This is a genomic window from Methylobrevis albus (assembly GCF_015904235.1).
GTDB lineage: Bacteria > Pseudomonadota > Alphaproteobacteria > Rhizobiales > Pleomorphomonadaceae > Methylobrevis_A > Methylobrevis_A albus.
In genome coordinates, this window is sequence record NZ_JADZLT010000049.1 from 423,854 (window position 1) to 443,311 (window position 19,458).

15 protein-coding genes are annotated in these 19,458 nt (G+C 70.7%); 6 read left to right on the forward strand and 9 right to left on the reverse strand.

Going from position 1 to position 19,458, the window contains the following annotated elements; genetic code table 11:
* Positions 1-86 precede the first annotated feature (86 nt).
* Positions 87-1,658 carry an ABC transporter substrate-binding protein gene (locus I5731_RS09130; protein ID WP_197311034.1) on the reverse strand — a complete coding sequence of 524 codons (1,572 nt, stop codon included), beginning with the start codon at positions 1,656-1,658 and terminating at the stop codon, positions 87-89.
* Positions 1,659-1,968: 310 nt separating this feature from the next.
* On the opposite strand from I5731_RS09130, the gene I5731_RS09135 reads away from it, so the two are divergent.
* Positions 1,969-3,006, forward strand: a complete 1,038-nt coding sequence (locus I5731_RS09135; RefSeq protein ID WP_197311035.1) for a LysR family transcriptional regulator — start codon at positions 1,969-1,971, stop codon at positions 3,004-3,006.
* Positions 3,007-3,067: 61 nt separating this feature from the next.
* On the opposite strand, the gene I5731_RS09140 is transcribed toward I5731_RS09135, so the two are convergent.
* The 7 genes from I5731_RS09140 to I5731_RS09170 form a co-directional block, all read right to left on the reverse strand.
* On the reverse strand, positions 3,068-4,228 hold the full coding sequence (locus I5731_RS09140) for a DMT family transporter (protein WP_197311036.1): 1,161 nt from the start codon (positions 4,226-4,228) through the stop codon (positions 3,068-3,070).
* Between the two features lie 32 nt (positions 4,229-4,260).
* Positions 4,261-5,745 (reverse strand): MATE family efflux transporter, encoded by a 1,485-nt coding sequence (locus I5731_RS09145; RefSeq protein ID WP_197311037.1) that lies wholly within the window; start codon positions 5,743-5,745, stop codon positions 4,261-4,263.
* A gap of 256 nt (positions 5,746-6,001) precedes the next feature.
* Positions 6,002-7,822, reverse strand: a complete 1,821-nt coding sequence (locus tag I5731_RS09150) for an ABC transporter ATP-binding protein (RefSeq protein ID WP_197311038.1) — start codon at positions 7,820-7,822, stop codon at positions 6,002-6,004.
* Between the two features lie 3 nt (positions 7,823-7,825).
* On the reverse strand, positions 7,826-8,722 hold the full coding sequence (locus I5731_RS09155; RefSeq protein ID WP_197311039.1) for an ABC transporter permease: 897 nt from the start codon (positions 8,720-8,722) through the stop codon (positions 7,826-7,828).
* A 70-nt stretch (positions 8,723-8,792) separates the two neighbouring features.
* Positions 8,793-9,761, reverse strand: coding sequence for an ABC transporter permease (locus I5731_RS09160; protein WP_197311040.1), 969 nt, complete (start codon positions 9,759-9,761; stop codon positions 8,793-8,795).
* A 488-nt stretch (positions 9,762-10,249) separates the two neighbouring features.
* Positions 10,250-11,299, reverse strand: coding sequence for a L,D-transpeptidase family protein (locus I5731_RS09165; protein WP_235981647.1), 1,050 nt, complete (start codon positions 11,297-11,299; stop codon positions 10,250-10,252).
* A gap of 138 nt (positions 11,300-11,437) precedes the next feature.
* The gene (locus tag I5731_RS09170) at positions 11,438-13,777 is read right to left on the reverse strand and encodes a heavy metal translocating P-type ATPase (RefSeq protein ID WP_197311041.1); all 2,340 of its coding nucleotides are present in this window, start codon (positions 13,775-13,777) and stop codon (positions 11,438-11,440) included.
* A gap of 68 nt (positions 13,778-13,845) precedes the next feature.
* Between I5731_RS09170 and I5731_RS09175 the strand changes: the two genes are divergently transcribed.
* From I5731_RS09175 to paoC, 5 genes are all read left to right on the forward strand, one after another.
* The gene (locus I5731_RS09175) at positions 13,846-14,283 is read left to right on the forward strand and encodes a MerR family transcriptional regulator (RefSeq protein WP_197311042.1); all 438 of its coding nucleotides are present in this window, start codon (positions 13,846-13,848) and stop codon (positions 14,281-14,283) included.
* Positions 14,284-14,452: 169 nt separating this feature from the next.
* Positions 14,453-15,109: a DsbA family protein gene (locus I5731_RS09180; protein WP_197311043.1), complete on the forward strand. Its 657-nt coding sequence runs from the start codon at positions 14,453-14,455 to the stop codon at positions 15,107-15,109.
* A gap of 129 nt (positions 15,110-15,238) precedes the next feature.
* Positions 15,239-15,898, forward strand: coding sequence for an aldehyde dehydrogenase iron-sulfur subunit PaoA (paoA, locus tag I5731_RS09185; RefSeq protein WP_197311044.1), 660 nt, complete (start codon positions 15,239-15,241; stop codon positions 15,896-15,898).
* The gene (locus I5731_RS09190) at positions 15,895-16,842 is read left to right on the forward strand and encodes an FAD binding domain-containing protein (RefSeq protein WP_197311045.1); all 948 of its coding nucleotides are present in this window, start codon (positions 15,895-15,897) and stop codon (positions 16,840-16,842) included. Before paoA ends, I5731_RS09190 begins: the two co-directional genes overlap by 4 nt.
* A gap of 3 nt (positions 16,843-16,845) precedes the next feature.
* Positions 16,846-19,047 carry an aldehyde oxidoreductase molybdenum-binding subunit PaoC gene (gene paoC / locus I5731_RS09195; protein ID WP_197311046.1) on the forward strand — a complete coding sequence of 734 codons (2,202 nt, stop codon included), beginning with the start codon at positions 16,846-16,848 and terminating at the stop codon, positions 19,045-19,047.
* 31 nt (positions 19,048-19,078) lie between these two features.
* On the opposite strand, the gene I5731_RS09200 is transcribed toward paoC, so the two are convergent.
* Entirely contained in the window at positions 19,079-19,417 is a 339-nt protein-coding gene (locus I5731_RS09200; RefSeq protein WP_197311047.1) for a hypothetical protein, read from the reverse strand.
* Between the last annotated feature and the right edge of the window lie 41 nt (positions 19,418-19,458).

Below are 19,458 nucleotides of genomic sequence, written 5' to 3' on the forward strand. Positions count from 1 at the left end.
CCGGCGCGGCCGCGCGGCCTTTCGGCGGCGGCCGCCCGCCGGTGGTCGCGGGGCGGCGGTCCGGCGGGATTGCGGCGGGGCGCCGGTCAGGCGTCCTTGCTGAGCAGGGCGAGGGATTTCGGCATTTCCCATTCGAAGGGATTGCCGGTGACGGCCTTGTGGAGAACCATCGCCTGGTTGACGTAGCAGGGGATGACGCAGCCCGATTCCAGCGCGACCCGCTTCAGCGCCGCCTTGTAGGCGGTGACCTGGGCTGCGCGGTCGGGCTCGCCGAGCGCCGCCTCGATCGTGGTGCGCAGGGTGCCGTCACCGTCGAAATGCGAGCCGTTGTAGGGGCTGCCGGCCGCAAAGGTCAGGTCCATGGCGTCATGGCCGTTGCGGCGGTTCATGTAGTCGACGTAGCCCGGGCGCTTCAGCCAGATCTGGTCCCAGTAGGTCGAGACCGGCCACTGGTTGACGCTGACCCGGATGCCGGCCGGCTTCACCGTCTCGGCGAAGGCGACGGCGAGGTCGACCATGCCGGGTAGGATCGGCGAGGTGAACAGCTCGAAGTCGATGCCGTCCGGGAAGCCGGCTTCGGCGAGCAGGGCCTTCGCCTGGTCGATGTCCTGGGCGCCGTCGAGGTCGTCGGGAAACAGCGGGTCACCGGGCGGGACCGGCACGTCGGGGGTGATGGTGCCCTGGCCCTGGTAGACGGTGTCGAGGATCAGCTTGCGGTCGAGCGCCAGCTTGATCGCCCGGCGGACGCGCACGTCCCTGAACGGCTCGGCCTCCTGGCTGAGGAAGATGCCCCAGTACTGGGCGCTCGGCAGGAAGGCGACGCGGACCTCGGGGTTGGTGAGCAGGTCCTTGATCACCACCGCGTCGACGCCGTCGATGATGTCGACGGTGCCGGAGATCACCGACTGCACCTTGGCGTTCTGGTCGGGGATATGGACGCACTGGATCTTGTCCAGCGTGGGCACGCCCGGCTGCCAGTAGCCGTCGAAGCGCTCGACCTCGAAGGCCTCGCCGGGGGCGAAGGCCGAGACCTTGAACGGCCCGGTGCCGACGGCGGTCGCCGGGTCGACGTCGCCGACGGTGCCGTCCTTGGTGATGCCGATGATGAAGCGCGAGAAGGATTCGACGAGCAGCGTGTCGGGCCGCGTCATCACGATTTTGAAGGTGTGGTCGTCGACGATCTCGAGCCCGTCCGGGCCGAAGCTGGCGCTGAGCCGCTTGTAGAGGCCGGAGCCGTTGGCTTCGTCGAGGTGGCGCTTGATCGTGTAGACGACGTCCTTCGCCGTCATCGGCGTGCCGTCGTGGAAGACGACGTCCTTGCGCAGGAAGAAGGTCCACTCGCGGGCGTCGGCGCTGAGTTCCCAGCGCTCGGCGAGCCAGGGGTGGAAGCTCCAGTCCGGCCCGCGCCGCACCAGCGTCTCGTAGACGATCTGGACGAGGTCGATGCTGGCGCCGTTCTGCACGGTGACCGGATCGAGCTTTTCCCCGGGAAAGCTGTCGCCGATGCCGAAGCGCAGCACGCCGCCGGTGGCGGCCGCGGAGGGCCTCACCCCGGCTGCGAGCGCTGCGAGCAGCACCGAGCCACCGAGGAACGAGCGCCGGTCGATCCCCCCGCCAAGGGTCGCATGGTCCTGATCGTGTCCGAAATGCCGTTGCATCGCCCGTGCTCCTCTGAGCTGCCCTGAAAAGGCTAGTCGGAAGCGCGGGGCCGGAACCATCGGCAAAGCAAGAAGCGTCATTCAGTCGGGGGCTCGACGCGATCTTGGGCAGAATCGCTGGAAGCGGTGGATTTAGAGGCATGCCGCTTTCGCATGCAGCAGCGTTGCGGGCGCTTCGGATGCTCTCGGAGCCCCGTTTCAACTCCGTATGTATTCTTAAGGGTTTATCCGCACCTCGCGGGGGGCATGGCACGGAGGTTGCTAAACCATGGCCCGGGAGGACGCCCTCAGCCAATGAGGACCGGAAACAATGCAGAATCTCAGCCAGATCTACGATGTCGATCTCAAGTTGCTTCGATGCTTCTGCACAATCGTAGAGGAAGGTAGTTTCACTGCTGCGCAGGCGACTCTCAACCTGTCGCAGTCCATGCTCAGCGAATATCTGAAGTCGCTCGAAATCCGCCTCGGAACCCGCCTGTGCCAGCGCGGGCCGAAGGGGTTCAAGCTGTTTCGCGAAGGCGAGCTCGTCTACGAGGCCGCGAAAGACCTGTTCGCCTCGGTCGAGGCGTTCCGGCAGCGGGCGTCGAACCTCACGGAAAAGGCCGAGCGCGAGCTCGTGATCGGCATCCAGGACAACATCGTCGACAACCCGCGCTCGCGGGTCGCCGAAGCCATCGGCCGCTTCGAGGAGTACTATCCGAACGTCCGCTTCCGTGTGGAGGTGATGCTCGGCTTCCAGCTCACCGGCCGTCTCGCCGACGGGCTGGTGCACGTCGGCGTCGGCATCGTCAACGACCACTTCCAGCAGCTGTCGGCGGAGTATCTGTTCGACGAGCAGGCCTGGATCTGCTGTGCGCCCGAGCATCCGCTGTTCGGCGTTCCGGATGCGGAGATCACGCCGGAGCAGATCGCGAGCGCCGCCTATGCGCATCGCGGCAATCACGAATTCTATCATCCCGACCGGGTGCGCAACGAAGCGGGCCGGGGTGACATCGGCCACGGGGCGCAGGCGCATCTCGTGCTGATCCTGTCGGGCCGCAACATCGGCTATGTGCCCGACCACGTGGCACAGGCCTATTTCGCGACGGGCCAGCTCCGGCCGCTCCGGCCGGACATCACCCGTCTCGTCAACCCGATCTCCGCGATCACCGGGCCGAGCACCGCGGACTTCAAGCTGGCGCGCCGCTTCGTCGACTGTCTCGTCGATCTCCACATGGAAGCGGCCGAGGCGGCGCCGGCGAAGCTGCCGCCGCCGGTGCGGCGGAGCGAGCGGGCACCGGCCTATGCGGCCAAGCCGCGCAGCGAGCCGGCGGTGATCGAGAAGAACCGGGTGGCGCAGCCCTGCTGAAGAAGGGTCCGGAGCGCACCCCGCGCTCCGGACGGCACGGCGGCCCGGGCGTCGTCGCGGCTCAGCCCTGCGCCGTGCCGCCGGGGCTCGTCTCGGCGTTGCGGCGCATGGTGTAGATCGTCGCGGCGATGACGATGCCGGCGCCGACCATGGTGGCGAGGTCCGGCACCTCGGCGAACAGGAAATAGCCGATCGCGATCGCGAAGATCAGGCGGGTGTATTCCATCGGCGCCAGTGCCGACGCCTCGCCGATCCGGCAGGCGAGGGTGAAGATGTACTGCGCCGCCGTGCCGACGACGCCGGTTATCACCAGCAACACCCATTGCCGCGGCGTCGGCCAGACCCACCAATAGAGCGCCGGCCCGATATAGGCGGTGCAGAGCACGATCGACTGGTAGAGCATGATCGTCGCGGTGTTCTCGGTGCGCGCCATCATGCGGATGGTGATGGTGACGCCGCAGACGAGCAGGGCGCTCAGCACGGCGAGCAGGGCGTAGCCGTTGAAGCCGCCGCCCGACGGCTTCAGCATGATCAGCACGCCGACGAAGCCGACCAGCGTCGCGCCCCAGCGCCGCCAGCCGACCTTCTCCTTCAGCACGATGACTGCGAGCACGGTCATGAACAGCACCTGGCTGAAGCAGAGCGCCGTCATCTCGGCGAACGGCAGGTAGAGCAGCGCCATGAAATAGGAGAGCTGCGAGCCGAGCGAGAGCAGGCCGCGCGACAGCTGCAGCCCGAGGTGTTTCGTCCGCAGCGCGCCAAGGATGTCGGGGGTGAACAGCGGCAGCAGCAGGATGGTGACCATGACCTGGCGGATCAGCAGGGTCTCGGTCAGCGGCAGGCCGGTGCCGATCTCCTTGATCGTCGTCAGCATCACCGAGAACAGCACGATGGCGACGAGGCTGAGCACCGAGCCGCGCAGGTTGCCCGACGCGGCGTTCCAGCGCGCGAGGCCGTGGCGGCCGAGGCCCGCGAGGCGCAGGCTGCCCCGGCCGCGGCCCGGAAGTCGGCCGTGCAGCCGGCCGCGCAGTCCGCGATGGCCGGGTGCGGGCGCCGCCACGTTCGTCATCGGCACCGGCGCGGTCGCAGCGACCACGGCCGACGCGTCGGAGGCGACGTTCATGTCCGCGAAGTCGGTCGCGTCGCGGCGGTCGTCATGGTGCCGCTCGTGATGCCCGTCGTTGGCAGCCCAGTCGTCGCCCGCATCACCGCTGCGTTCCATGAAACCCGGTCTTTCTTCCTCGTCGCGCCGCATCACGGGGCGATGTCCGTGAGGCCGGGGCTGAGCCCGGCGAAGGGGGCGGGGGCGGCAGCGTCGCGCATCCTGCGGCTCAGCCGGTCGTAGCGCCAGACCAGCGTCACGCCGACGGCGCCGAGCCCGGCGACGAGGCCGCACCAGATGCCGGACGGCCCCATGTCGGTGAGGTAGGCGAGGCCGAGGCCGACGGGCAGGCCGACGCACCAGTAGGCGACCGCCACCACCAGCATGGCGAAGCGGTTGTCGCCAAGGCCGCGCAGCACCGCCATGCCGGTACCGTAGAAGCCGTCGACGAAGACGAACAGGCTGGCGAAAACGACGAAGTCGCGCGCGACGAGCACGGTTGCGGCGTTGGCGGGGGCGTCGACGTCGACGAAGAAGCCGATGAAGACGTCGGGGAAGAAGAACACCGCCGCGGCCGCCACCGTCATGAAGGCGACGCCGAGCGCCACGGCGACGAGGCCGGCGGTGCGGGCGTCGGCATAGGCGCGGGCGCCGCGGCGATAGCTGATCCGGAGCGCGCCGGCGTCGCCGCAGGAGGCGGCGGTCGCGTAGGCGATGGTGCCGCAGTTGAGCGCGATCTGGTGCGCGGCGAGCGCCGGGGCGCCGAAAGTGCCGATCAGCAGGGTGATGGCGAGGAAGAACATGCCGTCGATCGCTTGCATGACGCCGATCGGATAGCCGATGCGCAGGATCGGCCCGATCCGGTCGAGGTGCAGCCGCGCGAAGGGGATCAGCTTGCGGGTGGCGGTGCCGTGCACGGCGGCGAGCATGGCGAGGGCGCCGATCCAGTTGGTCGCCGCCATCGCCATCGGCACGCCGAGCCAGCCCTGCGCCGGAATGATGCCGACGCCGTCCACCAGCATCATCGCGGTGACGACATAGAGACCGAGGGTGAGCGGCGTCAGCGCATAGAGGATCGCGGCCTTGCCGAGCGCCGGCAGCACGGCGCGCATCAGGCCGAGCCGGATCAGGTTGGCGGGCTCGGCCCAGCGCATCACGTCGAGGCAGGCCTGCGTCTGCGCGACGATCTCCGGCGGCTGGCCGACGGCCGCGAGCAGGTGATGCGCCATGCTCATCCAGGTGAAGGAGACGAGGGAGAGCGCGAGCGACAGGTAGAGCCCGTTCCAGTAGAGCCCGGCGACGCCGCTCTGGTGGCGCGCGCCCTGCGCCTCCGAGATGAAGACGCCGACGCAGAGCAGGATGCCGGAGAGGATGTTGGTGCTGACGGCGACGCGCAGCGCGAGACCGCCGGCGGCGAGGGCGTCGGGGCTGAGCGCGCCGAACAGGATCAGCGTCGCCGTGCTGGTGGCGAGATAGGAGAGGTGCCCCATGCCGATCGGCCCGGCGAGGTGCAGCGTCTCGATGACGTGGCGGCCGATGCCGGTGCTCGGCCGGATGTGGCCGCCGTCGCCGGCGAGAGCGCCGAGATCCTCGGCATCGGCCCGGCCTGGGCCGCGGGAAAAATGAACTCGTCGCATCGTCGTCGACCAAAACGATCCCTGCAGGTGCGCGCGGCGCACCCGCGAGGCGGGATCGGCCTTCCCTGAACATGAGTTGGACTGTGGAGGCGGCGCGGCCAGGAGCGGCCGCCGCGGCGTCAGCTCATCCGACACCTCTTTGCGGCCCGGGCTGGCGCTGTCCGGCGCTGTCCGGCGTCGGGCGGGTGGTCGGCGGTGCGGCGCGGCGGCAGCATCTTCTTCCTCCTTCGGGGGCGCCGGACCGGCGCTGCGGGCGTCATGCGGCACCGAGGCGCGGGATCGCGGCGATCAGCTCGCGGGTGTAGGCGGACTGGGGATCGGCGAAGAGCGCGTCGCTCGCGGCCTGCTCGACCACCATGCCGTCCTTCATCACGATGATGCGGTCGGCCATGGTGCGCACGAGGGCGAGGTCGTGGCTGACGAGGATCACCGCCGCCCCGGTTTCTGCCGAGAGGTCTGCGATCATCTGCAGCACGGTCGCCTGCACCGAGACGTCGAGCGCCGAGGTGACCTCGTCGCAGAGCAGCAGTTGCGGCCTTGCGAGGAAGGCGCGGGCGATCGCCACGCGCTGGCGCTGGCCGCCGGAGAGGTGGTGCGGCATGCGGTCGGCGACGCTGGCCGGCAGGCGGACCCGGTCGAGGATCGCGAGGATCATCGCCTCGCGCTCGCGCGCGCCGAGCTCGCCGCGAAACAGCACCAGCGGCCGCATCAGGATCTGCCGGATGCTGTGGCGCGGATTGAGCGAGGCGTCCGGGTTCTGGAAGACGAGCTGGATCGTGCGGCAGAGCTCGCGCGGCCGTGCCAGCGCGAGGCTGTCGAGCCGGATGTTGCCGAAGCGCATGTAGCCTTCGGTCGGCAGCACCAGGCCGGAGATCATCTTGAGGATCGACGACTTGCCGCTGCCGCTCTCGCCGACGATACCGAGCCACTCGCCGGCGGCGAGCTTGAACGAGACGTCGTCGACCGACGGGCGCGGCGCGTTGCGATAGTGCAGCCGCACCTGGTCGACGATCAGCAGGGTTTCGGTGCCGGCGTCGCGGGCGTGGGCGAACGCCACCGGTTCCGGCGAGACCGTGCTGAGCTCGTCCGCCCGCAGGCAGCGCACGACGCCGCCGTGCGCTGCGGCGGCCGGGGCCGGATGCACCGTGTGACAGGCGTCCGCGGCATATGGGCAGCGCGGCGCGAAGGCGCAGTGGTCGAGCACGGCGGTCGGCGGCGGAATGCCGGGGATGCCGGGCACGAGGCGCGGGTCGTCGATGCGCGGGCTGAGGCCGAGCAGGATCTTGGTATAGGGGTGGCGCGGCGCCGCGATCACCGCCCGCGTCGGCCCTTCCTCGACGATCTCGCCGGCGTACATCACCGCAAGGCGGTCGGTGAGGTTGGCGAGCAGGGCGAGGTCGTGGCTGACGTAGAGCACCGCGATCCGCATGCGGTCGGCGATGTCGCGCAGCAGCGCCGAGATGCGCGCCTGGGTCGTCACGTCGAGGCCGGTGGTCGGCTCGTCGAGGATCAGGATCTCCGGATCGCAGCAGAGCGCGATGGCGAGCGCGATGCGCTGCTGCTGGCCGCCGCTGAACTGGAACGGATAGCGCTTCAGCGCCGCCTGCGGGTTCGGGATGCCCACCATCTCGAACAGCTCGACCTGGCGCTGCGCGAGGGCGGCGCCCTTCAGGCCGCGGTGGCGGCGCAGCGGCTGGGCGAGCTGGCGCCCGACGCGCATCGACGGGTTGAGCGCCAGCGAGGCGCTCTGCGACACGTAGGAGATCCGGTTGCCCCAGAGACGGCGGCGCGCATCGGGGGCAAGGCCGAGCAGGTCGAGACCGGAGAGCACCGAGGCGCCGCTCACCTCCTCGCCGCCGCGCCGGAAGCCGATCGCCGCCTTGGCGGTCGTCGACTTGCCGCAGCCGGATTCGCCGGCAAGCCCGAGGATGCGGCCGGGCTCCAGCGTCAGCGTCACGTTCCAGACGGTCGGCCCGTCGCGCCCCGGTCCGGGATGGCGGACGGTGATGTCGCGCAGCTCGAGGCGCCCGCCCGCGGGCTCGCCGCCGATCGCAAGCTCGTCATGGTCGCGCAGCATGATTCAGCGCCTCCCGTTGCCCTGGCTGGTGACGTGGCGGACGAGGGCGTCCGACGCGAGGTTGAGGCCGATCGAGAGGGCGGCGATCGCCATCGCCGGCAGGATGGTGATCAGCGGCGCCTTCTGCAGCGACGAGCGCGACTCCTGGATCATCAGCCCCCAGTCGGCTTCCGGCGGCTGCACGCCGAGGCCGAGGAAGCTCAGCGTCGACAGCGCGATGATCCCCCAGGTGATGCGCAGGGCGAAGTCGGCGGCGACCGGGCCGAGCACGTTGGGCAGGATCTCGCGCACCACCACCGACAGCGTCGCCTCGCCGCGCGCCTGGGCGGCCTGCACGTAGTCGGCGCGGATCTCGCCGAGCACGGCGCCGCGCACCACGCGGCTGGCGCCCGGCATGTTGGTGATGGCGATGGCGACGATCAGCACGCCGGTGGTCGGTCCGAAGGCGGCGACGAGCAGCAGGATCTTCAGGAGCGCCGGCAGGCTCATCATCAGTTCGAAGAAGCGGCAGACGACGAGGTCGACCGCGCCGCCGCGGTAGGTGGCGACGAGGCTGAGCAGGCCGGCGGTGGCATAGGTGAGGATCACCGCCATCAGCGGGATGGCGAGGATGCTGCGCCCGCCCCAGAGGAAGCGGCTGAAGACGTCGCGGCCGAGGTGGTCGGCGCCGAGCAGGTGCTCGAAGCTCGGCGGCTGGTTGGCGGGGGCGAGGTTGATCGCGGTCGGCGAATAGGGCGCGGCGAGCGGACCGAAGACGATCAGCAGCAGCATGGCGACGGTGAGGCCGACGCCGACGCGGCCGTCGGGCGCCGCCATCAGCCCGCGCCAGAGCGCGGGGCGGCCGGGGCCCGGCGCCTCCCCGGGGGCTTCCCCCGGCTGCTGCAGGACGGCGATCGACATCGATCTTCCTCCTCAAGGCTGGCGCCGAACCGCGGCGTGACCGGACGAACTTTCTGACGACGCCGCCGCCTCAGCGGCCGGCAAGGCGCAGGCGCGGGTTGAGCCAGAGCATGACGAGATCGACGACGACGTTGATCGCGACGATCACGAGGGCGAACAGCATGACGATGGCCTGGGTGGTGAAGAGGTCGCCCGAGCCGATCGAGGCGACGAGCAGGGCGCCGAGGCCGGGAAAGCCGAACAGGTAGTCGACCACCACCACGCCGGAGACGGCGTAAACGAGGTTGATGCCGATGACGCTGACGAGGGGCAGGGCGGCGTTGCGGAAGGCGTGGTCCCAGTTGACCTGGCGCTCGCTGAGACCGCGCAGCCGGGCGGCGTCGACATAGTCGGACGCAAAGGCCTCCATGGTCGCGGCGCGGGCGACGCGGGCGATGTGTGGCATCAGCAGCAGCGCGATGGTGGCGGCCGGCAGCACGAAGGTGACGGCGCGCGCCCAGACGTCGCCGAAGGAGAAGGCCATGCCGGCCTGGGTCGGGAACCAGCCGAGCCAGACGACGAAGACGAGGTAGAGCGCGATGCCGATCAGGAATTCTGGCATCGACGCCAGCACGAGCAAACCGGTGACGAGGCGGAAGTCGGTCTTGGAGCCGATACGCCGGGCGAGGAAGACGCCGATGGCGATGCCGGCGGTGACGCCGACCAGCGAGCCCAGTGCCGCGAGCAGCAGGCTGCGGCCGAGCCGGGTGACGACGTCGGCCGACACCGGCCGGCCGGTGACGATCGACTTGCCGAAATCGCCGCGCACGAAATCGGCCATCCAGCCGGCGTAGCGCGCGAGCACCGGACGGTCGAGCTCATGGCGCGCGACGAACTCGGCGATCTGCGGCGCCGAAACCTCGCGGCCGAGCACGCTGCGGGCGATATCCTCGGGCGCCTTGACGTTCATCAGCAGGAAGGTGACGGCGGAGATCAGCGCGAGCGTCAGGAGGTTCGCCCCGAGCCGCATCCCGACCTGTTGCAGCAGCCGCCAGTTCAATATCGTGGCCTCCGCGAGAGCCCCCGACCGTCCTCACGACGGCGGTCCCGCAGGCGGCCGGCCCCGCCGCCCGATGGCGTGACGGTCCGGCGAGTTGCCCCGGGGGGACAGCTCGAACGATAGGTCCGGCACCGGGGCCGGACCATCGACAAAGGGGAATGCTGGTTTCGGTCGCCGCCGAGACTTCGCTGCCTCAGCCGTTGGCGCGGCGACGTTTTTGGCGCCAGCGGGGGTGGGGGCGGCGGGCGGGTTGGGGGCTTTGACGAGGCCTCACCCGGCGGACAGTCCCCCCCCCTCCCTGACCCTCCCCCTCGAGGGGGGAGGGGACGGGTAGTCAGAGTGTCGGGTGTCTTGCTGCGGGCTCGGAGTTCATTTGCACGACGCCATCAATCCCCTCCCCCCTCGAGGGGGAGGGTCAGGGAGGGGGGGACTATCCGCGATTTCTGAGTAGCCGGCCTAAACAGCCCGGCCCGACCCCGAACCCCGCCCTACTCGCTCGCCCCCGCCGTCAGCGCCGACAGCGCGGAGAAGGACTTCGCCTGGTAGGGGTCGCTCAGCGCCGCGTCGGGGCGGCTGACGGGGGCGCGTTCCGAGGTCATCTTGGCGAGTCGGTCGGGGCCGGAGCGGCGCAGCACTTCGCGGAAGCTCTCGTGCATGCCGCCGTCGACGTAGGACATCGTCGGCAGCACGGGATAGGCGGCGCGGACCATCGCCGCGTCGGCGGCGTCCTTCGCCTGCTTGGCGGCGACGGCGGCGACGAGGGCCGGATCGGTCTCGATCGGCGGGCAGTCGGCGAGCGGGTCCGCGTCGGCGACGTTCGCCGCGTTGAAGACGTAGCGGCGACCGCAGTATCCGACGCGCGGCGGCACCTTCGTCAGGTCGAAGGCGTCGCTGCCGTCCTTCAGGGTGCGCCAGAACGGCATGTTGGGGTCGTCGCGGTGCAGGGCGAGATTGGCCGGCGTCATGCGGAACGGCAGCGCCTGGACCTGGAACGCCGGCTGGCCGCTGCGGAAGGCTTCGCGGGCGACGGCATAGATCTCGAAGGCCGCCTCGTCGGTGACGGCGTAGCAGCCCGACGACGAGCAGGCGCCGTGGATCATCAGCGCGCCGCCGGTGTAGCCGAGCGCGCTTTCCAGCCGGTTCGGGAAGCCGAGGTTGAAGGAGAGGTAATAGCGGCTGTCCGGATTCATCTGGCTGTAGGCGACGTGGTAGAAGCCTTCCGGCGCCTGCCGGTCGCCCTCCACCGTCTTCGGCCCGAGCCGGCCCGACCAGCGGCAGATCGGGTAGGTCTTCAAGAGCGCGAAGCGGCCGGTGCGATCCTGCTTCCAGAGCTCGAGCTCGCTCTCCTGCTTGAACAGCCGGATCATGATGGGCGAGGTGCGCTCCATGTTCTTGTCGCGCATCGCCTTGACGAGGCTCGACGGGATCGGCTGGATCGAGCGCTCCGACTGCGGCAGGTCATAGTCGAGGGCCGCGCAGGAGGCCATGACCAGGGCGAGCAGAACGGCCGCGAAGACGCGTAGGGAAAAGATCGGCAAGCTGGAACCCCCCTCTCGATCGTCTCCGGATACGGTTAAAATTGGCCGCTTTCATGGCGCGGAGCGTGTGAAATTTCTGCCTCAACACCCTGAATTTTAGCAATTTTTTAAGGTTCGCGGAGGGCGGTGCCAAGCCCCTCACGCGCCGCCCTTCCAGCGCAGCAGCCGCATGGCGTTCGCGGTCACCAGCACGGTGGCACCGGTATCGGCGAGGATCGCGGGCCAGAGGCCGGTGACGCCGGCGAGGGTGGTGACGAGAAACACCGCCTTCAGCCCGAGCGCAACCGCGATGTTGACGCGGATGTTGGCCATCGTCGCCCGCGACAGCGCCACCATGTCGGCGATGTCCGTCACCCGGCCGTGCAGCACCGCGGCGTCGGCGGTCTCCAGCGCGACGTCGCTGCCGCCGCCGATGGCGATGCCGATGTCGGCGGCCGCGAGCGCCGGGGCGTCGTTGATGCCGTCGCCGACCTTGCCGACCCGGGCGCCGCCGGCCTGCAGGTCGCGGACGATGCGCTGCTTGTCGGCGGGGAGCAGCTCGGCCTTCACCTCGATGCCGAGCTCGGCGGCGACGGCGGCCGCCGTGCGCCGGTTGTCGCCGGTCAGCATCAGCGGGCGCAGGCCGGCGGCTTTCAGCGCGGCGATGCCGCGGCGGGCGTCGGGCTTCAACTCGTCGCGCAGGGCGAGGAAGCCGAACGGCCGGCCGTCCCGGACGAGGACCGCGACCGAGTGGCCGGCCGCGGCGCTGGCGGCGACGGCGGCCGCCTCGGCGTCGCCGAGCCCCGGATCGGCGGCGACGGCCGCGGCGGAGCCGAGGAACACCGGCACGCCGGCGACGACGCCGGCGACGCCCTTGCCGGGTACGGCCCGCGCAGCGGTCGCGGGGGGCACCGCGACGGCGCGCCGGGCGGCCTCGTCGAGGATCGCCCGGGCGAGGGGATGGCTCGAGCCGGCCTCCAGCGCGGCGGCGAGGGCGACGACCTCGTCTGCCGCGGCGCCGCCGAAGCCGGCGACGTCGGTGACGCGCGGACGGCCCTCGGTCAGGGTACCGGTCTTGTCGAGGGCGATCACGGTCAGGCCGCCCAGCCGCTCCAGCACGACGCCGCCCTTCATCAGCAGCCCGCGGCGGGCGCCGGCGGCAAGGCCCGCGGCGATTGCGGCCGGCACCGAGATCACCAGCGCGCAGGGGCAGCCGATCAGCAGGATGGCGAGGCCCTTGTAGATCCACGGCTGCCAGTCGGCTCCGGCGAGAAGCGGCGGCAGCACAGCGACGAGGGTGGCGACGACGAGGACGGCGGGCGTATAGTATCGCGAGAAGCGGTCGATGAAGCGCTCGGTCGGCGCCTTGCTCTCCTGCGCCTCCTCGACGAGGCGCACGACGCGGGCGATGGTGTTGTCGGCCGCCGCGGCGGTGACGCGGATCCGCAGCACGCCCTCGCCGTTGACGGTGCCGGCGAACACCGCGTCGCCGGGCGCCTTCGGCTTCGGCACGCTCTCGCCGGTCACCGGCGCCTCGTCGACGGCGCTCTCGCCCGCGACGATCTCGCCGTCGGCGGGCATGCGGTCGCCGGGGCGGACCTGCACGAGCGCGCCGACGGCGAGGTCCGCCGCCGGCACCTCGACGATCTTCCCGTCCCGCTCGAGCCGCGCGGTCTTCGGCACGAGGTCGGCGAGGCCGCGGATCGAGGCGCGGGCGCGGGCGGCGGCGACGCCTTCCAGCATTTCGCCGACCAGGAACAGCACGACGACCACCGACGCTTCCTCGGTGGCGCCGATCGCCACCGCGCCGATGGCGGCCAGCGTCATCAGCGTCTCGATGGTGAACGGACTGCCGAGGCTTGCGGCGACCACGGCGCGCCGGGCGATCGGCACCAGCCCGACGGCCATGGCGACGAGAAAGGCTTCGAAGCCGAGCGACGGCACGGCTTGGGCGAAGGCGTAGGCGAATCCCAGCGCGCCACCGCTCGCCAGCGTCAGCGCCGCCTTGCGCGTGCGCCACCACGGTCCGTCGTCCGGGGCATGGGCGTGCAGGTGGCCGAGCGCAGCGCCCGCGGGCGCGGGTTGCGTCGGGCTTTCGTGCGAATCCCCGTCGCGGTGATGCTCGGGCTCGTGCTCGTGCTCGTGAGAAGTCCCGTGATCGTGGCCATGGGCATGTCCGTGCTCATGGGGGTCGTCGTGAGCGTGCTCATGTGCATGGCCGCAGCCACAGCCGTCGTCCGGCGCCGGCCCCGCCACGGTACCAGGGGTGGCTCGCGGCGCGGCCGGCCGGGCCGGGTAGCCGAGGCGGGCGAGGGTGGCCGCGACCTTGTCGAGATCGGCGCCACCCGTATGGGTCAGCGTCATCGCGGCGGCCGTGACCGAGACCGTCACGTCTTCGACGCCGGGCAGGCGGCGGGTGGCGGTCTCGATCTTCCTGGCGCAGGCGGCGCAGTCCATGCCGTCGACGTGGAAGCGGGTTTCAAGCGTTTCTGCAGGCATGACCGGGTCCTTGTCACCATCTCGCCGCGACCCTACGTTCTCTAGCGACTAGAGGAGCAAGCGAGAAAATGCCCATCGACGTGCCCGGCGACGTGCCGATCGGCGAGGCCGCCCGCGTCAGCGGCGTCAAGGTGCCCACCATCCGCTACTACGAGGAGATCGGGCTGTTGCCGGAGCCGCCGCGCAGCGACGGCAATCGCCGCCTCTATGGCCCGGCGCATCTCGCGCGGCTCGCCTTCATCCGGCACAGCCGCCAGCTCGGCTTCGAGATCGAGGCGATCCGCACCCTGCTCGACCTGCAGGACAATCCCGGCCAGCCGTGCTCGCCGGCGGATTCGATCGCGCGGCGGCGGCTCGACGAGGTCGAAGCGCGCATCGCCAGCCTGATCGCGCTGAAAGCCGAGCTCGAACGGATGATCGACGGCTGCGCCCACGGCAGCGTCGCCGAGTGCCGGGTGATCGACGTTTTGTCCGATCATGGCAAGTGCGCGCACGCCGACCATTGAGCCGGCCGGCCCCGTCGCCTCACGGGCGCGAATGTCGCAGCGGACATCGCGGCCTCCGGGAAGAAATGCCCTTGCTCCTCCAGTGACCTGAGAAGCTAGCTTGCGCGCGGCGCTCCCGGCCCGTTCCGGTGCGGCGCGGGGCCGGACAAGACCATCAGGGGAGAAACGCATGAATCTCGATGCCCGCTACGACCGCCGCCGCCTGCTCGGGGCGGCCGCCCTCGGCCTCGCGGCGCTGCAGTTCGGCGCAGGCGGCGCCCGGGCGCAGGACGCGCAAGCGCTGGTCGCAAAGGCGCTCGGCGATCCGGGCCCGCTGCCCGAGCAGGGGTTCGGTCCGGAAGATGCCAAGGTGCGCGTCGTCGAATATGCCTCGCTCACCTGCCACCACTGCCGCAACTTCCATCTCGAGACCTGGCCGCTGGTGAAGGCGAAGTACGTCGACACCGGGCGGATCCGCTTCGTGATCCGCGAGTTTCCGCTCGACCCGCTGGCGATGGGCGGCTTCATGCTGGCGCGTTGCCGGCCGGACGAGCAGTGGTACGCCACCGTCGACCTGCTCTATCGCAGTTCGGAGGTCTGGGCGCATGCGGCAGATCCGGCGGCGGAACTCGCCCGGGTCATGGGCCAGACCGGCATGGGCGCCGAAGCCTTCGAGGCCTGCCTCAGCGACCAGGCGCTGATGGACAAGATCCAGGCCGTCTCGCTGTCCGGCTCGGTCGCCGGCGTCAGCGGCACGCCCACCTTCTTCTTCAACGAGCGCAAGGAATCCGGATTCATGACGATCGAGGCGTTCAGCGCGATCCTCGATCCGATGCTGGAGGGCTGAGGGCCGGCCGAGATACCGGGGGCGCCTGCCGCCGCCGGATCACGTCCGCGTGCGGTGCAGTGCCGTTTCGGAACTGAAATCGGTGATCGGGGATTGGGCTTTCAACGAGGACATCCGGAGACCCCCGACATGAACCGACGCGAAGTGCTCGCAGCTGGCTCCGCCGGCGCGGCGAGCGCCCTGCTCCCCGCTGGCGCCTTTGCCCAGAACGCCGAGACGTCCCCCGCGGCGCCCGCCGCGGTCGCCGCCAAGGCTGCCGGCGCCGGCAATGCCCCGATCCGGATGGGGGTTTCGTTCTCCGTCAACGGCGCGGCGCGCGCCATCGACGTCGATACCCGCACGACGCTGCTCGACGCGCTGCGCGAGACGCTGCAGCTGACCGGCAGCAAGAAGGGCTGCGACCACGGCCAGTGCGGTGCCTGCACCGTCCTCGTCGGCGGCCAGCGGATCAATTCCTGCCTCAGCCTCGCCGTCATGCACGAGGGCGACGAGATCACCACGATCGAAGGCCTCGGCACCCCGGACGCGATGCACCCGATGCAGGCGGCGTTCGTGGCGCACGACGGCTACCAGTGCGGCTATTGCACGCCCGGGCAGATCTGTTCGGCTGTCGCCGTGCTGGACGAGATCCAGGCCGGCGTCCCGAGCCACGTCACCGACGACCTCGAGGCTGCCCCGGAGCTCACCGCCGTGGAACTGCGCGAGCGCATGAGCGGCAACATCTGCCGCTGCGGTGCCTATCCCAACATCATCGACGCCATCACCGACGTTGCCGAGGGCCGCGCATGAGACCGTTTACCTACGAGCGCGCCGAGACCCCGGCCGCAGCCGTCGCCGCGGCGGCGTCCACCGGCGCGAAGTTCATCGCCGGCGGCACCAACCTGCTCGACCTGATGAAGCTGGAGATCGAGGCGCCGACGCATCTCGTCGACGTCAACCGCCTCGGCCTCGACACGATCGAGCCGACCGAGGATGGGGGCCTCCGGATCGGCGCGCTGGTGCGCAACACCGATCTCGCTGCCGACGCCCGCGTGCGGCGGGACTACGGCGTGCTGTCGCGGGCGCTGCTTGCCGGCGCCTCCGGCCAGCTGCGCAACAAGGCGACGACCGCCGGCAACCTGCTGCAGCGCACCCGCTGTCCCTATTTCTACGACACCAACCAGCCCTGCAACAAACGAGAGCCGGGCAGCGGCTGCTCGGCGATCGAGGGCTTCAGCCGGCAGCTCGGCGTCGTCGGCGTCAGCGACGCCTGCATCGCGACCCACCCGAGCGACATGGCGGTGGCGCTGCGCGTGCTCGACGCCGTGGTCGAGACGGTTCGGGCGGACGGCTCCGCGCGGCAGATCCCGGTGGAGGAGCTTCACCTCCTGCCGGGCGACACGCCCGACGTCGAGACCGCACTCGAGCCCGGCGAACTGATCACCGCCGTGACCCTGCCGCCTCCGGTCGGCGGCGTGCAGGTCTATCGCAAGGTGCGCGACCGCGCCTCCTACGCCTTCGCGCTGGTCTCGGTCGCGGCCGTGCTCCAGCCGGACGGCAGCGGGCGGGTCGCCATCGGCGGCGTCGCGCCGAAGCCGTGGCGGAGCAAGGCTGCCGACGCCGAACTGCCGCGCGGCGCGCGTGCCGTCGCGGAAGAGCTGTTCGCCGGCGCCGTCACCACGCACCACAACGCGTTCAAGCTGCCGCTGGCCGAGCGCACGCTCGCCGCGGTGCTCTCGGAAGCAAAAGGCTGACCCATGCGTTTCGATACCCCCGCCACCACCAACCCGATCGACCAGATGAAGGTCGTCGGGCAGGCCATTCCGCGCGTCGACGGCCCGCTGAAGACCACCGGCACCGCGCCCTATGCCTATGAGCGCCACGACGTCGCGCCGAACCAGGCCTATGGCGCGGTCGTCGCGGCCGGGATCGCCAAGGGCCGCATCGCCTCGATCGACCTCGCCGCGGCGCGGGCCGCCTCCGGCGTGATCGCCATCGTCACGGCGGAGGACGCGAAGGATCTCGGCAAGGGCGACATGAACACGGCGAAGCTGCTCGGCGGCCCGGACATCGACCACTATCACCAGGCGGTCGCCGTTGTCGTCGCCGAGAGCTTCGAGGAGGCGCGGGCGGCGGCGAACCTCGTGCGGGTCCGCTATGAGACCACCCCCGGACGTTTCGACCTCGAAGCCGAACGCGGCGCCGCGAAGACGCCCGACGAGGACAGCCCCGAGACCGCCGTCGGCGACTTCGAGGGCGCCTTTGCCGCCGCCGCGGTGAAGCTCGACGCGACCTACACGACGCCGGACCAATCGCACGCCATGATGGAGCCGCACGCGTCGATCGCGGCCTGGGACGGCGACCAGCTGACGATCTGGACCTCGAACCAGATGATCGCCTGGAGCCGCGGCGACATCGCCAAGACCTTCGGCATCGACAAGGACAAGGTGCGGCTGATCTCGCCTTTCATCGGCGGCGGCTTCGGCGGCAAGCTGTTCATCCGCTCCGACGCGGTGCTCGCGGCGCTCGGTGCGCGTGCCGCGGGGCGGCCGGTCAAGCTCGCCCTGCCGCGGCCGCTGATCGCCAACAACACGACGCATCGCCCCGCCACGATCCAGCACATCCGCATCGGCGCGACCCGCGACGGGCGCATCACCGCGATCGGCCACGAAAGCCTGTCGGGCAATCTTTCCGGCGGATCGTCGGAAAACGCCGTGCAGCAGACGCGGCTGCTCTATGCCGGCGCCGATCGCATGACCGCGCTGAAAATCGCCGACCTCGACATGCCGGAAGGCAACGCCATGCGCGCGCCGGGCGAAACGCCGGGCCTGATGGCGCTCGAGATCGCCATCGACGAACTCGCCGAACTCACCGGGCTCGACCCGGTCGAGCTGCGCATCCTGAACGACACCCAGGTCGACCCGGAAGATCCGGAGCGGCCGTTCTCGCAGCGCCGTCTCATCGAATGCCTGCGCCTCGGCGCCGAGCGCTTCGGCTGGGCGGGCCGCAGCGCGACGCCCGGGCGCCGACGCGAGGGCCGCTGGCTGATCGGCACCGGCGTCGCGGCGGGCATCCGCAACAACATGGTGGCGACGTCGGGCGCGCGGGTTCGCCTCGATGCCGACGGCATCGTCACGGTCGAGACCGACATGACCGACATCGGCACCGGCAGCTACACGATCATCGCCCAGACCGCGGCGGAGATGATGGGCGTCGGCGTCGACCGCGTCCTGGTGCGGCTCGGCGATTCGTCCTTCCCGGTCTCGGCCGGCTCGGGCGGCCAGTGGGGCGCCAACACCTCGACCGCCGGCGTCTATGCGGCCTGTGTCAAGCTGCGCGAGGTAGTCGCCCAGCGGCTCGGCTTCAACTCGGGCGATGCCGAGTTCACCGACGGCTCGGTGCGCGCGGGCAACCGCAGCGTGACGCTCGCCGAGGCGGCCGGGGCGGACGGGCTGGTCGCCGAAGATTCGATCGAGTTCGGCGACCTCGACAAGGACTACCAGCAGTCGACCTTCGCCGCGCATTTCGTGGAAGTCGGCGTCGATGCCGCGACCGGCGAGGTGCGCGTGCGCCGCATGCTCGCCGTCTGCGATGCCGGGCGCATCCTCAACCCGGTGACGGCGCGCAGCCAGGTGATCGGCGCCATGACGATGGGCGTCGGCGGCGCGCTGATGGAGGAACTCGCCGTCGACACCGACCGCGGCTTCTTCGTCAACCACGACCTCGCCGGCTACGAAGTCCCGGTCCATGCCGACATCCCGGCGCAGGACGTCGTGTTCCTCGCCGGCGACGACCCGATGTCGTCGCCGATGAAGGCGAAGGGCGTCGGCGAACTCGGCCTCTGCGGCGTCGGCGCGGCGGTGGCGAACGCCGTCTACAACGCGACGGGTGTCCGCGTGCGCAGCTATCCGATCACGCTGGACAAGCTGCTGCCGGGCCTGCCGGAGATGGTGGGCTGACAGGAGGCCCGGTGGAGAAGCCGGCCTCTCCTCACCCGTCCTCCCCCGCCCCGTCGTTCGTGACGGGGTGGCAGCCGCTCAGGTGGAGGATCCGTTCGACGATGTTCTCGTCGCCGGTGATCGAGAGGCCCCGGTCCGTCTCGGTGGCGAGAACGACACTGCTGCGGCCGATCCGGTAGTGGTTCTCGGTCAGGAACCGCTCTCCGCCGATGCCGAAGCGCTCCTCGGTCGCGGTGGCGCCCATCTCCAGCAGCACGCCATGCAGCCGCGCGAACAGCGCCGCATCGTACTCGTCACCGACGACGGCGATCACCCGCGCGGGCCTGCCGATCACCCCGAGCCATTCCATCGCCGAGCGCAGCGCGCGCATGTCGCCTGTCCATGCCTTTCCGCGCCGGAGAGGCGCCGGGT

What these genes read in the sequence shown, in the direction of transcription:
- I5731_RS09150 (WP_197311038.1), bottom strand. Translation starts at nt 7,822, where the DNA reads ATGCTGCGCGACCATGACGAGCTTGCGATCGGCGGCGAGCCCGCGGGC.
- I5731_RS09145 (WP_197311037.1), bottom strand. Translation starts at nt 5,745, where the DNA reads ATGCGACGAGTTCATTTTTCCCGCGGCCCAGGCCGGGCCGATGCCGAG.
- paoA (WP_197311044.1), top strand. Translation starts at nt 15,239, where the DNA reads ATGAACCGACGCGAAGTGCTCGCAGCTGGCTCCGCCGGCGCGGCGAGC.
- I5731_RS09130 (WP_197311034.1), bottom strand. Translation starts at nt 1,658, where the DNA reads ATGCAACGGCATTTCGGACACGATCAGGACCATGCGACCCTTGGCGGG.
- I5731_RS09135 (WP_197311035.1), top strand. Translation starts at nt 1,969, where the DNA reads ATGCAGAATCTCAGCCAGATCTACGATGTCGATCTCAAGTTGCTTCGA.
- I5731_RS09180 (WP_197311043.1), top strand. Translation starts at nt 14,453, where the DNA reads ATGAATCTCGATGCCCGCTACGACCGCCGCCGCCTGCTCGGGGCGGCC.
- I5731_RS09175 (WP_197311042.1), top strand. Translation starts at nt 13,846, where the DNA reads ATGCCCATCGACGTGCCCGGCGACGTGCCGATCGGCGAGGCCGCCCGC.
- I5731_RS09170 (WP_197311041.1), bottom strand. Translation starts at nt 13,777, where the DNA reads ATGCCTGCAGAAACGCTTGAAACCCGCTTCCACGTCGACGGCATGGAC.
- paoC (WP_197311046.1), top strand. Translation starts at nt 16,846, where the DNA reads ATGCGTTTCGATACCCCCGCCACCACCAACCCGATCGACCAGATGAAG.
- I5731_RS09190 (WP_197311045.1), top strand. Translation starts at nt 15,895, where the DNA reads ATGAGACCGTTTACCTACGAGCGCGCCGAGACCCCGGCCGCAGCCGTC.
- I5731_RS09140 (WP_197311036.1), bottom strand. Translation starts at nt 4,228, where the DNA reads ATGGAACGCAGCGGTGATGCGGGCGACGACTGGGCTGCCAACGACGGG.
- I5731_RS09200 (WP_197311047.1), bottom strand. Translation starts at nt 19,417, where the DNA reads ATGCGCGCGCTGCGCTCGGCGATGGAATGGCTCGGGGTGATCGGCAGG.
- I5731_RS09155 (WP_197311039.1), bottom strand. Translation starts at nt 8,722, where the DNA reads ATGTCGATCGCCGTCCTGCAGCAGCCGGGGGAAGCCCCCGGGGAGGCG.